This is a genomic window from bacterium, from assembly GCA_026708055.1.
Taxonomy (GTDB): Bacteria; Actinomycetota; Acidimicrobiia; order Acidimicrobiales; family CATQHL01; genus VXNF01.
The window spans coordinates 1-14987 of sequence record JAPOVS010000008.1; the positions used below are offsets into that span (position 1 = coordinate 1).

Consider the following 14987-nt stretch of genomic DNA (forward strand, 5'->3'; position numbering starts at 1 on the left):
GCAACCGACAACAAACCAGACCCGCCCAAAACCCGGCCCAGCAACCCAAAACACTAACCCCCCCCCCCCCCCGAATTCAAGTCACCCCACACACCCACCGCGAATCGCGGTGTGGCGGCCCTGGGCTGGTTGTGTTGGCCTAGTGCGATCTCCGTTAGCTAGTGCGATTTCCGTTAGCTGGTGCGATCTCCGTTAGCTGGTGGCGTATTCTGGTGGCATGGGCGAAGCCACATCCGCACTAGGCAAGCCGGCTCCCAATCCCTTCTCCCCGGGATTCGGGCAGCTCCCCTCGATGCTGGTTGGCCGAGACGACTTGCTGGCCGAGATCGGTTCGGGGCTGGTCACCGGCCCCAGGGACATACGCTACACCAGCATCTTCATGGGCGTGCGCGGGTCGGGCAAGACCGTCGCCGTTACCGAGTTGGAGGATCGGGCGGCATCAGACGGCTGGATGATCTTGTCCCTAGATGCCAGCAGCAAGGGCATCTTGGAGCGGATACAAGACGAGCTCGGCGCGCTGCCCGAAAGGTACCCCGAGATGGATCTGGGCAAATTGGGCGGAGAGAGAACCGTCGAGCGGACCAAGGGCGTCGACATAGGCGGATTCAAGGGGGGAGTAGCGGAGACGGAGTCGCGCTCGGCCGGCAGGGCCATGGGACTGCGGCGGCAGTTGACATATCTCGCCGAGCAAGCGCAAAGGCACAACACGTCGGCGCTGCTGACAGTGGACGAACTGCATGCCATCGACAGGGAGGAGGGACGAAGGCTCTCAAACGACCTGCAACACATCACGAAGCGAAGCGAGCTGCCCCTGGCCTTCGTGGGAGCTGGCCTGTCCGAGATGAAATATACGGTGCTGCAAGACAAGAAAATGACCTTCTTCCGAAGGTGCGAGCAATACGACATGCCTCCCTTGACCGAGGCTGACGTGGCCAAAGGACTGCTTCACCCAATACAGGATTTCGGCGGTGAGATAACCGACGACGCGCTTCGTCTAGCTGTAGAGAGCATCGGAACGCTGCCATACAAGCTCCAGCTAGTCGGGCATACGGCTTGGACTGTCGCCAACGCCCCCGAGAAGGCCATCGACGCCCAAGCGGTCAGCAGGGCAGTGGAATTCGCGCAAAAGAGCTTCGACGAGAAGGTCAGCGAGCCCGCCTTCTACGACCTGTCTGAATCTGAACGGCAATTCCTGAAAGGACTTGTCGACTTGGGAGGGGTGAGCACAGTCGCCGACATTGCCGCCCGGTCCCGCCAGAACGTAGACACGGCGCGGGGGATCGGCCGGCGGCTCACCATGTCGGGCTACCTGCACAGCGATGGCGGCGTTGTCACGTTGACTGAGTTAGTGCCTGAGCGAATAGTCATCCAAGAGCTAGGCGGACACCTGGAGGGCACTGGCGGATCGCAGCCAATCAACGTCGCTCCAACGCTATCCGCCCGCCCGCATTCCAAAGGCGCCGACCGTTGCAGGAAGTGGATGCCCCGCAAAAAGGCGCACTGCGTGTTGGCGGCAGACCACAGCGGAGGCTGCCGCTCGAAATAGCGCCGCCCACATTCCGCTGCTGCCCGCGGTTCCCAAGACAACAGCGGAAGGCGGCCGGGCCATTCGGCCCGCAGGCCGCGTTGTCTAGAACCGCGGCTGCCAGCGAGGCTGGACCCAGGCCCGGCTAGAGGACGCGGCGGGGCGGTTCCAGCCGGGTCAGTTGGTGTTTTGATGGTGCCGATGGCCGCGTGGTGCTCTTCCTGGCTTCAGACGCCAGCAGCTACTGCGCCGGCCAAGAATTCACCGTCGATAGGGACATGTTCGGCAGGGACACCCTCCCGTAGATTGTCTAGAGTATGCGCTCCATGGGTATCGGTCACCGGGTTAGAGGGACCGCTCTGGGGTTGGCCGTAGCGGTGGCGGCAGCAACACTGGCGTCTGCGGGCGCTGCGGCTCAATTTGGCGACGGGTCCGATACGCCACAACAGCTTCCCGGAGAGGGTTTGCTGCCCGACTTAGACGAGGTCCTCGAACCGGGTCAGGCTTACCCGAATCTGGGGTCGCAGCTCAGTGAGTTGGCTGCAGCCAGCAGGTATACGGCTGCCGACGCCTGCGGCGCATCTGGCACCGGCGCGTCCGGTGCCGGTGCATCCGGTGCAGGAGCGACGGCGCCCGTTCTGCCCGGGAACACCAACTCGACTTCGAACGAGCCGTTGCTGGTGACGGTTCAGCTGGACCGCAACCAGCAAGAGGTGGTGGATTTCCTCACCGGCTGCGGAGCGGCGCCGGCGAATGAGCTTCCCGGCTATCTGGAGGTGTTCGTGCCGCCTGAGCTGTTGGCGCCGCTGGCTGCTCAGGCCGGAGTCGCCCGTGTCCGCGAAGCACCCGAGCCGATGAAACAACGCGGTCGCTATGTCAGTCAGGGGGTGGCGAGGCACTTGGCCAGCTTCTGGCACGCCGACGGATTCACAGGCAAGGGTGTCAAAGTCGGCGTGCTGGACACGCCGAAACACCACGACACGCGCGACGGGTTCACCGGGTTGCGCCAGATGATGGGCACGGACATTCCCGCGACGGTGGTCGGGCGCTGCTATACCGGCGTGGGCAAGCCGACGAACGATCTGGCCAATTGCGACGGCAACAAGTTCGGCGACAGCCACGGCACCTCGGTCGCCGAGACGCTGATGGACATGGCGCCCGACGCAGACCTGTACATCTCGAACCCGAGCACGTACGCCGACACCCACAGTGCCGTCGAGTGGATGAAGGACCAGGGCGTGCAGGTGATCGCATACTCGATCGGCTGGTCGTTCCACGGCGATGCCGACGGCACCTCTCCCATCAACCCGAGTCCGTTGAACACCGTGAAGTGGGCCTCCGACAACGGAATCGTGTGGGTCAACGCAGCCGGAAACGGCGCTATGACCTCTTGGTACGGCCAGTTCGCAGACAGCGACAACGACGATCTCCATGAATGGGCGGGGCAGGGCTCGAGCATCGACGAGACGAACACGTTCACCGTGCCCGCCTCGAGCCGTCTCGTTGCGTTCATCCGCTGGGACGACACCTGGGGAGGGGCGGCCAAGGACCTGGACTTGGACTTGCTGTATCGCCCCGACAGCTCATCCTCCTGGACCCCGGTGGCCGCAAGCGCCGACACGCAGGACGGCGGATCGAACGATTATCCCGTTGAGCTGGTGCTGCTCAAAGCGGCCAAAGCCGGGCAGTACGCCGTGGTCGTCGAGAAGAAGACCGGCAGCGCGGTGCCGTCGTGGCTACAGCTTCGGGTCTGGAACCGGTATCTGACCCGGATCGAGCACTCCGTCTCGCGTTCCTCGATCTCCTCTCCCGCCGACAGCGCGAGCCCGGGTGTGATGGCCATCGGCGCGACGCGGTGGCACATCAGGCAGCATGTGCAGTCTTACAGCGCCCGCGGCCCCACCCCGGACGGGCGCACCAAGCCAGACATCATCGCGGTCGACTGCGCCGCTTCGAGCACAGGAGGCTTTTGCGGCACTTCACAGGCGGCGCCGCACGCAGCGGGTCTGGCAGCTCTGGTCATCCAGCGAAACCCTGGATTCACCCCGGCTCAGACGACCGAATATTTGAGGTCCAACGCCGCGGACCGCGGCGACAGAGGTCCGGACAACGTCTGGGGGCATGGTTACGCCAAGGTGCCGATCCAGAATGCTCAGGCTGGTGATCCGCCGTCCTGCATCACAGACATCGTCGGAGACGGGACCTTGGCCGGGGAGTGGACCGACAGTTGCACCTCCGACTTGCGCCTCTACAGATACAGCCGTTACTACAACTTCAGTTTGGACTCCGAGAGCGACGTAGTGATCGATTTGAGGTCCGTCGTCGACAACTATCTCGTTCTGCGACGCGGAGCGGGGAAGGAGTCCGGCACCTACATCCACGCCGACGATGACAACGGGCCGGGACTCAACGCGCGTATCAGTGAGACCCTGTCATCCGGCGACTACACGATCGAGGCGACGACTTATTCTTCACGCCAGACGGGCCCGTTCGAGTTGACGCTGACGGGCCTGCCGGCACCGTCGACTGCAAAGCTGTCGGGAACGGTGGTCAGCGTCACCGCCGGCACCGACATCGTCGAGGGCGGGAGCGCGAGGTTCACGATCCAGGCCGATCCGCTGCCGTCGGCACCGTTGACCGTCTCGTTCGATGTGTCTCAACAGGGCTATTTCGCCAAGGGCCGCTCAATCGGTCCGATGAGTGTGAGCATTCCGACGAGCGGGTCAGTGCAGCACACGGTCGCCACTGTCGACGACAGTCACGGTGAGGCCGACGGTGCTGTGACCGTCGCTTTGCGCTCAAGCGACGGCTACGCCATCTCCACCTCCCAAAATGTCGCCTCGGTGGCTGTGGCGGACAACGAACCGGTCGTGTCGATCACCGCGGGACCGGGTGTGACCGAGGGCGCCGACGCGACGTTCACCGTCACCGTCGAACCGGCGCCCGCATCGGAGTTGTCGGTCCCGCTGACCGTGTCGCAGGTGCGCGACTATGCCGACAAGGCCGATCTCGGCGATCAGACTGTGCGCGTCCCGACCAGCGGCACGGCCCATTACACCGTCGGCACCCTCGACGACGCCGTCGACGAGTCAGACGCTTCAATCACCGCGGCCATAGTGACCCAGCCGGGCTACAGGGTCTCCCAGACGGTGCCGTCCGCATCGGTGGTGGTGTCGGACAACGACCCGGGCGACGCGAGTTCTTGCATCAACAGCATCGACGTGCCGGCGAGCGTCAGCGATTCCTGGGCGGCCGGGTGTACCTCGCAAGCCCAGTCGACGGGGCATGCCGAGTTCTTCGGCTTCACTTTGGACAGCGCTACCCATGTCACCATTGACTTGGCCAGCGATGACGGTTGGGATCCCTGGCTGTATCTGCGGGAGGGGCACAGATCGCGCAACGGCCGGATTATCGAGGACAACGACGATTCCCCTGTCCCCCTGGGGAGTCCGATGGACTCCAGGATCAACAGAATCCTGCCTGCCGGCGACTACACGATCGAGGCGTGGGGGCCCAGGGCTGGGGGCCTGTCGTTGAATGTGGCCGTCTCGTCGCCGGAGAACGCGCCGGAGCCCCGGGTCGGCGTGACCGCAGGGCCGGGTGTAACCGAGGGAGACGACGCGGTATTCACCGTCAGCGTCAGCCCTCTGCCCCCGACACCGCCGGAGGTAGTGTTCAGGGTCACCCAGGCCGGCCATTTCGCTCCCGAGCACTCGACAGGGGTGAAGAGGATCACCTTGCCCGCAAGCGGCTCCGTGCAGTACGCCGTGCCCACCGTCGACGACGATGAGGACGAGGACAGCGCGTTGCTCACGCTGACTCTCGTGGCCGGCCAGGGATACGCACTTGACAACGCGCGTGCCGAGGCGTCGTTGGTCGTGTCCGACGACGACTCGGCGTCGTCTGACCCTGTCGTGAGCGTGACCGCGGGTGCCGGGGTGACTGAAGGCGGTTCGGCGTCGTTCACTGTGACGGCTAGTCCCGCGCCTGCTTCGCCTCTGGCGGTGTCGGTGACTGTCGCCCAGACGGGTGACTATGCCGCTGCTGGGGCTACCGGATCCAAGACGGTGACGGTGCCGACATCGGGTTCGGCGCAGTTCACTGTGGCCACGGTGAACGACAGCGCCGATGAGGCTGACGGGTCGGTGACCGTCACCGTCGGCGCGGGCAGCGGCTACACGATCTCCCCCACTCAGGGCAGCGCGTCGGTGGCGGTGGCCGATGACGACGATCCGCCGCAGAAGCAGGCGAAGGCGTGCAAGACCACCGATACGGCGTTGTTGGCGCGTGTGGCGGCCAAGACAGCCGATCCGTGGGGCGGAGCGCGTCCTGACCTGGTGGAGACGTTCACCCGTTCGCACAACACAATGCTTGGCACCGATGATTACACGGTGGCCGATTTGAAGGCGCGTCCGGATCGTCAGCAGTCGAACTGGCAGGGCGCGGGCCCGAACGAGTTGTGGCAGAAGATCTACGCCGAGTTGGACCGTCTCCAAGCCTGCCGTGCCGCACCCGCGAAAACAGACACGCCGCCCCCTCCGCCCCCTCCGCCCCCTCCTCCTCCTCCGCCGCCGCCGCCACCGCCGCCACCGCCGCCACCTCCGCCCCCTCCGCCCCCTCCGCCGCCGCCTGTGGTGGTGCCGGAGGTGAGCGTCACCGCAGGCAACGCGATCACTGAGACCGGCACGGCGAGTTTCACGGTCACAGCTGCCCCGGCTCCGTCTTCGGCGTTGAGCGTGACAGTCACGGCCGCCCAGTCCGGCGACTTCGGCGTGACAACGGGTTCGAGGACGGTGGTTGTGCCCACCACTGGTTCGGCGCAGTTGTCGATATCCACAACGGGCGACAACGTCGATGAGCCTGACGGGTCGGTGTCGGTGACAGTCAGCACCGGCAGCGGTTACACAGTGTCGGGCACACAGGGCACCGCTGTGGTTCAAGTTGCCGACGATGACGCTACTTCTGTGGTGCTGGCAGCAGCCGCGGGCGGCTCTGTAGCGGAGGACGGCGGCACACGCGAGATAACCGTGACTTTGGGGCGGGTGCTGGCTGCGGGCGAGACCGTGACCGCGCCGTTGGTCGTGTCGGGCGCCACAGCGGGCGATCATTACGGGCTTGCGCTCAAGCAGGGCCAGGGTCTCAACGGCCATGTCACGCTGCTCACTGCTGGTCCGCACAGCGCTCAGAACCCTGCTGTGGCGTTCAGCGCGGGAGCGCAGAAGGCGACGCTGGTCCTCACCGCGGCGCCCAACGACGACACCGACGAGCGCACCGTGCGGATCGCGTTCGCCACAGGCCAGCGAGCCCCCACAAGCCGGGGCCTGTCGGGCGGCGTCGCCGCTTCGGGCGGGCCGGTGAACACCTCGATCGCAAACGACGACCCGCCCCAGCCCCCGCCGCCGCCTCCTCCTGTGGGGGCGAACCTGTCGGTGCGCGACGTGGAGGTGAGCGAGAGCGGCCGCTATGTGCGGTTCATGGTGTATCTCAGCGAGACCCCCGACCAGACCGTCACCGTGCGGGTGGCCACACGCGACGGCACCGCCCGCAACGGCGCCGACTACCGGGGCATTCCCGCGGGCAGCCGCACGCTGAGGTTCGCCGCGGGCGGCCGACTGCTGTACCGCTACATCTACATACCGATCCTCGACGACAGCGCTGCCGAGGGCGACGAAACCTTCCAAGCCTTCCTCACCGACAACAACGGCGCCCCCATCAGCCGCGGCACCGCCACCATCACCATCAAAGACAACGACTGACACCGGCAGCGACCGGCGGCTTACGGGCTCACCGCGTCCGCGCCGGGACGGATGTCGAGGTGTGTGCGGCAGGCTTGGAAGCGGCCGCTGATGCAATAAGGCGGCCACTTTCGGAGAAGAAGTGCCCGTTTATGCAATTCGACGGTTAGTTTGGGAGATGTGGGTAGGTACGTCGACCGCGTCCACGACGGTGTTCTAGGCCCTGAGCCGTACAGAGCGCTGGTGCCTCACAGAATCGCCGGCTGGCGCCCGAAGTTGAGCGAGAAGGCGGCGCAGCGGGTAAAGGCCGCCGGCGACCGGATGGCCGCACTGGCGGCCAGCCTGCCCCAGCATCCCGCCCTGGTGTGGTGCCTGAACCGCTCAGAGGGAATCGCGACCAGCGACGTGGAAGGAGTCTCCACGACGCTGCGGTCTTTGAGCCTGCTCGAATCTCTGCGAGCCGAACGCGACCCCGACCGCCAAAAGCGCGACAGGCAGGCCCTCGGAGCGGTCCGGCTCGCCGCCTGCGCTGTCGCAATCGGACGCAAAACAACAGGCCCTGTGCGCGTCTCCGACCTGGGCGAGATGCACAAGCAGCTATTCGACGGCACCACCGTGTTGTTCAAGCCGGGAGAACTGCGCAGCGACGACATCTGGATCGGACCGCCCGGGACCGCACCGGCCGAAGCGCTGTACGTCGCGCCGCCGGCAGAACATGTGCCCGCTCTCTGCGAGGACTTGATGGACTACGTGTCGTCAAACGACCTCGAGCATCCCCTGGCCAAAGCCGCAATCGCCCACCTTCAGTTCGAGACGATCCACCCATACCCCGACGGGAACGGCCGCGTCGGCAGGGCGCTGATCCACTGCGTGCTGCAACGCAACTGGCCGACATCGACGCCCGTGCCGGTCTCGGCCGCCATCGCCGAGCACAAGCAGGACTACTTCACAGCACTGCGGCCCTACCAGACCTACACGGGCGACAGCGACAGCGAGGTGCGCGACGCCTGCGCAGAGGCATCGATCTCATTCATCGCCGACGCGGCCGCCGTAGCCTGCGACTACGCCGAAGCCGTCGGCTGCGCCATAGCGGACATGCTGGCCAACTGGGACAGCCTGGGCCTGAGATCGCACTCGGCGGCAGCGGCCATCCTAGAAGCGATGGCCACCATGCCAGCCGCAAGCATCGCCTACCTCGCCGACGCGACCGGCCGCAGCCCCCACTCGGTGAGGCGGGGCCTCCGCACCCTTGTCTCAGCAGGAACAGTGACCGAATCAAAGGACGAGGACACAGGACGCAGAGTGTTCGAAATACCCGAGCTGCTACACGTCGTCGACCACCGCCAGAAACTCTTGCAGATCTGCTGGCACTCGCACCAAACAGGACTAGGGCTCTCAGCAGCCGACCTCGCCGTCCAATGGCGTCTCGCCACCGACAAAGACGCCGCAAACCTGCAACTGCCGGCGCCGCGGAGCCGGTGCTCCCATATCGGAGAGCGCAGCAAAGTCCAGTGCATCCAGATGACAGGCCACGCGCCCCCCCACCGCTACACCTAGGGGTCTGTCAGGAATTTTGCGTATCGGGCGTGATCTGAGGGTCAGCGGCCGGGTGCTGCGGGTCGGGAGACGCAGGGGTTGGCATCAGTTGGTGTTTTTGATGGTGCCGGTGGCGGTGGTGTTGGCGAGGGTGGCGGGGCCTCGGGGGTTGGACAGGGTGATCTGGAGGGTTTCGTCGCCTTCTGCGCGGTTGTCGGGCAGGGCGAGGACGCTGATTTCCTGGTAGGTCTGGCCGCCCCGGAAGCTGACTGTGCCGGTGGCGCGGGGTATGTGCCAGTCGACGCCCTGTTCGGCGGTTATGCCGCGGACCTCGTAGTCGACGGTGATGGTGCGCCAGAACGTCGACATCGAGACGCCGGCGTCAGCCGCCAGACGCGGCCGCCGCCGGCCGCAGCCAGGACGTCGCCGACCTCGTAACACTCGCCGACGAGCTCGGAGCCGTCTCATCGGCAGACCTGCTCGCAATCTGCGACCGGGTGTTCGCCGCGTCGCCGGCATATGCATCGGAACGCCCCTTCGTCCAAGCAGTATGCGACGACATCGCCCCGCTCGCCCAAGCCCGCCAGGCAGGACCGGCGGCCATGCTCCGCAGCGTGGAGCATCACCATCTGCCCGCCGATGAGCGTCCATTCGGGCTGGGAGCGGTCGCCTGCCAAATCCAGCAGAGCGTCCCATATCGGAGCACTGCCGGGATATGCGGGCAGCTCAACCGCCGGGCGGTCGACGACGGGCCGGCGGCTCATAGCCGACCGAGTATCTCAGCGCCGGCGCGGCGGGCGCGTTCGTCGTCGGACTCGAGCAGGTCGACGGCGGCGACGGCGAGAGGTGCTGCTCCTGCGCCGTCGGGGAACGGCCAGTCGGCGTCGGCTATGACCCTCAAGATGAGGTTGGGCCGCTCTGAGCGCTCCTCAATGTGGTGCGAGGCGGCGATCCGAGCCAATGCTGATTCGGACACATAGGCCTCGTCGGGGCCGGGGGCGGGCTCGAAGCGGACGGCCATGCCCAAGGCGCGGGCGACTCTCATCAGGTTGCCGATCTCAGCGCCGGGGTGGCCCTTCTCGCATAAGCTGACCCAGCGGCGGGAAACTCCAGCCGCGTCGGCGAGCTGCTGCCGGACCTGCACGCCGAACCCGCAGCCCGGCCATCCCGGCGAGCGCGCCGCCGTAAGGTCCGCAGCCCGCCCATCTGCTCGATAGGGAGCCGCGCCCAACCTCAATGGAATAATGTCGTGGCAACCCGGTATGATTCGGGCGTGAGCAAAACCCCAGCGGAGACGACAGCCAGCGACAGCCCGGCGTCGGCGCGCCCGTTCGGCGTCGGCGCGCCCGGCCCGCCGCGCACAACCAGACCCGGGTCGATATCCGACACGGTGCGCCGATGGGTGCTCGACCTACCCGACGACACCATGTTCCGCATCAGCGACGTTCCCGCCGAACCCCGCCAGGCGGCCCGCATCCTCCACGACATGGTCGGCGAGCACCCCGAGATCGAGCGCATCTTCAAGGGCTTCTACTGGCGGGGCTGGTCGGAGCCGAACACGAATGCAGCGCCCCACGAGCGGATCGCCATGGTCTACGCCGGCGACGGCGCCGGTTTCGCCGGGCCGACAGCCATCCACCGCCTCGGGTGGACGACCCAGTGGCCGGCGAAAGTCCACATCTGCGCTTTGGGCCGACCGCCGGCATCCGCCCACCCCTTCGTCAGGTTCACCGGGCGCAGCAATCCGCTGCGCGGTGACCTCACCTGGGCTGAGGTCACGCTGCTTGAGGGTGTGCTGTACTCAGATCGGGCCGAGCCGCGCTGGGACGGCTGGACTTTCGATGAGAACGGCGAAGCCTGCCAGGTCGAAGACTGGGGCCAAGCCGCCTGGGACGACGCTATCGGCCGCCTCTCGGACGGCTCTGCCATACGGCGGCTCGGCACCGACGCGTCGATCCGCCCGTCCGCTGTCGCCGAAGCAGCAGCAGGGGAATGCTCCGCGCCCCGCCGGCTGCGCGACCGCGCCGCCGAGCTGCCCGACCGGCTGCCGGAGCTGATCGCCTGGGACCACCATGCCGGACCGGACTGGCACAACCGGCCCCTCCGCATGGCCGTCCCCGCATAACCGGCGCAACTAACGCCGCGCCGCCGCATACCCGGAGCTCGGCGGCTTCACCGTCCCGGCCATCTGGCCTCAGATCACCGCCGCCAACAAGCTCAGCGCCCTCCACTCGGCCGCAGACAAAGGCGACCACGACAAACTTCGCCGCCGGGGACGCGACCTCTACGACCTCGCCCAGATCGCCGACGACCCCGATCTGGCCGCCGCGGTGCGCGCCACAGTCGCCGACACCGCCGCCCACACCTCCGCGACCACACGTATCCCCGGCATCAGCCCCCGTCCTGAAACCGGCTACGCGGCCAGCCCTGCCTTCACTCCCGGCACGAAAGCCTGCGAAGCCCTCGAACAGGGCTACGACGAAATGCTGGCAATGGTGTACGGACCCCGACCGGCGTTCGCCGACGCGCTCAACGCCGCCCGCTCCCTCGACTCCTGAAAACAACCGGGGTCTGTCAGGAATTTTGCGTATCGGGCGTGATCTGAGGGTCAGCGGCCGGGTGCTGCGGGTCGGGAGACGCAGGGGTTGGCATCAGTTGGTGTTTTTGATGGTGCCGGTGGCGGTGGTGTTGGCGAGGGTGGCGGGGCCTCGGGGGTTGGACAGGGTGATCTGGAGGGTTTCGTCGCCTTCTGCGCGGTTGTCGGGCAGGGCGAGGACGCTGATTTCCTGGTAGGTCTGGCCGCCCCGGAAGCTGACTGTGCCGGTGGCGCGGGGTATGTGCCAGTCGACGCCCTGTTCGGCGGTTATGCCGCGGACCTCGTAGTCGACGGTGATGGTGCGCCAGAACGTCTCGGTGAGGGTGACGGCGAACCGCAGCCTGCCGCCCTCGGCGGCGGCGGCGTCGGCGATTTTGATCTGGCGTTCCGCGGGCGGCGGGGGCTGGTCGTCGTTGGTGATGGCGGTGTCGACCGGGCCGCCGGTAGCGGTGATGCCGCCTGACAGGCCCTGGCCAGCGGGGGCGCGCCGGCCTGAGCCGAACGCGACTCGCACGGTGCGCTCGTCGGTGTCGTCGTTGGGCGCCGCGGTCAGCACCAGGGTGGCCTGTTGCGCGCCGGCGGCGAACACGACGGCGGGGTTCTGGGCGCTGTGGGGGTCTGCGGTGGCCAGCGTTACGTGGCCGTTGAGACCCTGGCCCTGCTTGAGGGCCAGCGTGTAGTGGGTGCCGGCTGTGGCGCCCGAGATCGCCAGCGGCGCGGTGAGGGTCTCGCCTGACGCGAGCGCCCGGCCCAGCGTCACGGTGATCTCGCGGGTGCCGCCGTCCTCGGCGATAGCGCTGCCGGCCGCGGCCGCCAGCGTCACCGAAGTGGCGTCGTCGTCGGCCACATCGACTGTTGCAGTTTCCTGCGACGAGGAGACGGTGTAGCCGGTTCCGAGGTTGACGGTGGCGGTGACCGACCCGTCGGGCTCGTCGGTGCTGTCGCCGGCGGTGGCGACGGTGAAGGTCTTGCTGCCGCCGGTGGGGATGACGACGGTCTTGGTGCCGGTCGAGGCGCCGAAGTCGCCGGTCTGGGCGACGGCCACCGTCACGGTGAGGGCAGATGCGGGCGCGGGGGCGGCGGTGACGGTGAACACCGCAGAACCGCCCTCGGTGATCCCGCTGCCCGCGGTCACGCTGACCTCCGGCGTCGCAGGAGGCGGCGGGGGCGGCGGGTCGTCGTCGTCGGCGACGGCGACCGCGGCTGTGCCCTGGGTGGCCGACACGGTGTAGCCGCTGCCGGCGTTGACGGTGGCGGTGATCGAGCCGTCGGGCTCGTCGGTGCTGTCGCCGGCGGTGGCGACGGTGAAGGTCTTGCTGCCGCCGGTGGGGATGACGACGGTCTTGGTGCCGGTCGAGGCGCCGAAGTCGCCGGTCTGGGCGACGGCCACCGTCACGGTGAGGGCAGATGCGGGCGCGGGGGCGGCGGTGACGGTGAAGCTCGCCGGGGTGCCCTCGGTGATCCCGCTGCCCGCGGTCACGCTGATCTCCGGCGTCGCAGGAGGCGGGGGGGGCGGGGGCGGCGGCGGGGGTGGGGGCGGAGGCGGCGGGGGCGGGGGCGGGGGCGGCGGGGGGGTTGGGGGGGTTGGGGGGGTTGGGGTGGGGGTGTCGTCGTCGGCGACGGCGACGGTGGCTGCGCTCTGGGCGCCCGAGACGGTGTAGCCGCTGCCGGGGTTGAGGGTGGCGGTGATTGTGCCGTCGGCCTCTGCGGTGTCGTCGCCGATGGTGGCGACGGTGGCCTTGGCTGTGCCGGTGGTGGGGATGGCGACGGTGCGGGCGCCGATGGCGGCGCCGAAGTCGCCGGTCCGGGTGACGGTGACGACCACCGCCAGCGGCGCTGCGGGCGGCGGGGCGGCGGTGACGGTGAACGATGCCGGGCTGCCCTCGGTGACGCCCGCGGCGGCGGTGACGCTGATCTGGGGTGCTGCGGTCTTGGGCGTGCCGGGGGTTCCGGTGTTGCCGCGGCAGGCTTCGAGGCGGTCGAGCTCGGCGTAGATGCTCTGCCAGAGCGCGTTGGGGCCGTCGCCCTGCCAGTTCGGCGTCTGGCGGTCCGCCCGGGCCTTGAGGTCGGCGACGGTGTAGTCGTCGGTGCCTGCCATGGTGTCGTGGGCGCGGGTGAACGTGTCGACCAGGTCGGGGCGGGCCCCGCCCCACGGATCGGTGGTCTTGGCCTTGACCTCGGCCAGCAGGGCTGTGTCGGCGGTCTTGCACACCTTCGCCGGCGTCTCCGGCGGGTCGTCGTCATCGGCGACCACCAGCGTCGCCGCGGGCCGGCTCGGCGACACCGCATAGCCGCTGCCGCGGTTCAGCGACAGCGTGATCGAGCCGTCGGGCTCATCCGCGCCGTCGTCGGCCGTCGCGACCGCGTGCGCGACCGAGCCGCTGGTGGGGATCGTGATCGTCTTGGCGCCGGTCGCCGCGCCGAACTCGCCGCTTTCGATCACCGTCACGCTCACCGCGAGCGGGGCTGTGGGCGCGGGGCTGGCGCTCACGGTGAACGTCGCTGTGCCGCCCTCGGTGACGCCAGCGCCGACGCTGACGCTGACCTCCGGCGTCGCCGCGGGGGTGGGCGGTGGGCCGTCGTCATCTGAGACTGCGACCGTTGCGGCGCCCTGGGTGCCGGACACGGTGTAGCCGCTTGCTGCGTTCACGGTGAGGGTGACCGAGCCGTGCGGCTCGTCGGCGCTGTCGTCGACGGTGGCCACGGTGTGGGCGGCGCTGCCTGTGGTGGGGACGGTGACGGTCTTCGTGCCGGTCGTGCCCGATGCTGCGTAGTCGCCGGTCTGGGTGACGCTCACGCTGACCGCGAGCGGGGCGGCGGGCGCGGGGCGGGCGGTGACGGTGAAGCTCGCTGTGCCGCCCTCGGTGATGCCCGCTGCGGCGGTCACGCTGACCTCGGGGGTCGCCGGCGGCTGCTGGGATCGGGTGCCGGCGGTGGTGACGGTGATGGTGTGGCTGGACTTGGCCGCGACCGCGCTGCCCTGTTTGATGACCATGACCCGGATCTGGTAGGCCGTGCCGGCGGTGAGGCCGGTGATGGTGTGCGAGGTGCCGCTGCGGCGCTGTGTCTGCGGCTGCGTTTGGCCGCCGGCGTGCCAGCGCAGTTCGTAGCCGTCGGCGCCGTCGGCCTCGTTCCAGGCAACGGCGATGCTGGTCTCGGTGATGTCGGAGACGACCAGCATGTTGATGCGGTCGTCGGCGGGCGCGCCGTCGTTGGCGTAGAGGATGTCCCCCGCCAGGCTGTCGGGCGCGCTGCTCGACCCGAGGGGTTGCGCGGTGGCGGACGGCACCTCGGCGCGCAGATCGACCACCTCGATGCCGGCGCCGAGGTCGATCCAGTCGCCGGTCAGCGGGAACCCCTCGGGCAGCTCCAGCACGATGCCCCGGTAGTCGTCCAGGCTGTCGCCCAGCGGGATGTAGCGGGCCCTGCGCAGCTTCGCCTCGAGCGCTCTCTCCTCTGCCGCGTTGGCGGTGGTCTGGTCCACCGCGGGGTAGGTCTTCACATCGTTCATGGCCGGATCGGTGCGGAGCCGATGCACAGAGATCGGGAACTCGGTCTGGCGGTTGAGGGCCAAGAAGTAGCCCATCGCCTCGTT

At 68.1% G+C, this 14987-nt stretch carries 7 protein-coding genes and 1 pseudogene; 5 read left to right on the plus strand and 3 right to left on the minus strand.

The features are described from left to right. The first annotated feature begins 217 nt into the window (after positions 1–217). From OXG55_00415 to OXG55_00425, 3 genes are all read left to right on the plus strand, one after another. Complete coding sequence (locus OXG55_00415; protein MCY4101719.1) at positions 218–1546, plus strand: hypothetical protein; 1329 nt, start codon at positions 218–220, stop codon at positions 1544–1546. 659 nt (positions 1547–2205) lie between these two features. Next, the gene (locus OXG55_00420) at positions 2206–7281 is read left to right on the plus strand and encodes a S8 family serine peptidase (GenBank protein MCY4101720.1); all 5076 of its coding nucleotides are present in this window, start codon (positions 2206–2208) and stop codon (positions 7279–7281) included. A 300-nt stretch (positions 7282–7581) separates the two neighbouring features. Next, positions 7582–8817, plus strand: a complete 1236-nt coding sequence (locus OXG55_00425; GenBank protein MCY4101721.1) for a Fic family protein — start codon at positions 7582–7584, stop codon at positions 8815–8817. Between the two features lie 84 nt (positions 8818–8901). On the opposite strand, the gene OXG55_00430 is transcribed toward OXG55_00425, so the two are convergent. Both OXG55_00430 and OXG55_00435 read right to left on the minus strand, forming a co-directional pair. After that, positions 8902–9165, minus strand: a complete 264-nt coding sequence (locus OXG55_00430) for a hypothetical protein (protein MCY4101722.1) — start codon at positions 9163–9165, stop codon at positions 8902–8904. A gap of 391 nt (positions 9166–9556) precedes the next feature. Continuing rightward, positions 9557–9841 (minus strand): hypothetical protein, encoded by a 285-nt coding sequence (locus OXG55_00435; protein MCY4101723.1) that lies wholly within the window; start codon positions 9839–9841, stop codon positions 9557–9559. A 228-nt stretch (positions 9842–10069) separates the two neighbouring features. Between OXG55_00435 and OXG55_00440 the strand changes: the two genes are divergently transcribed. Continuing rightward, a complete protein-coding gene (locus tag OXG55_00440; protein ID MCY4101724.1) occupies positions 10070–10921 on the plus strand; it encodes a hypothetical protein in 852 nt (283 codons plus the stop codon). A gap of 49 nt (positions 10922–10970) precedes the next feature. Further along, a pseudogene (locus OXG55_00445) lies at positions 10971–11354 on the plus strand (nucleotidyl transferase AbiEii/AbiGii toxin family protein). Between the two features lie 93 nt (positions 11355–11447). On the opposite strand, the gene OXG55_00450 reads toward OXG55_00445, so the two are convergent. After that, positions 11448–14987 (minus strand): fibronectin type III domain-containing protein (locus tag OXG55_00450; GenBank protein ID MCY4101725.1); only part of this gene is annotated, 3540 nt, incomplete at its 5' end.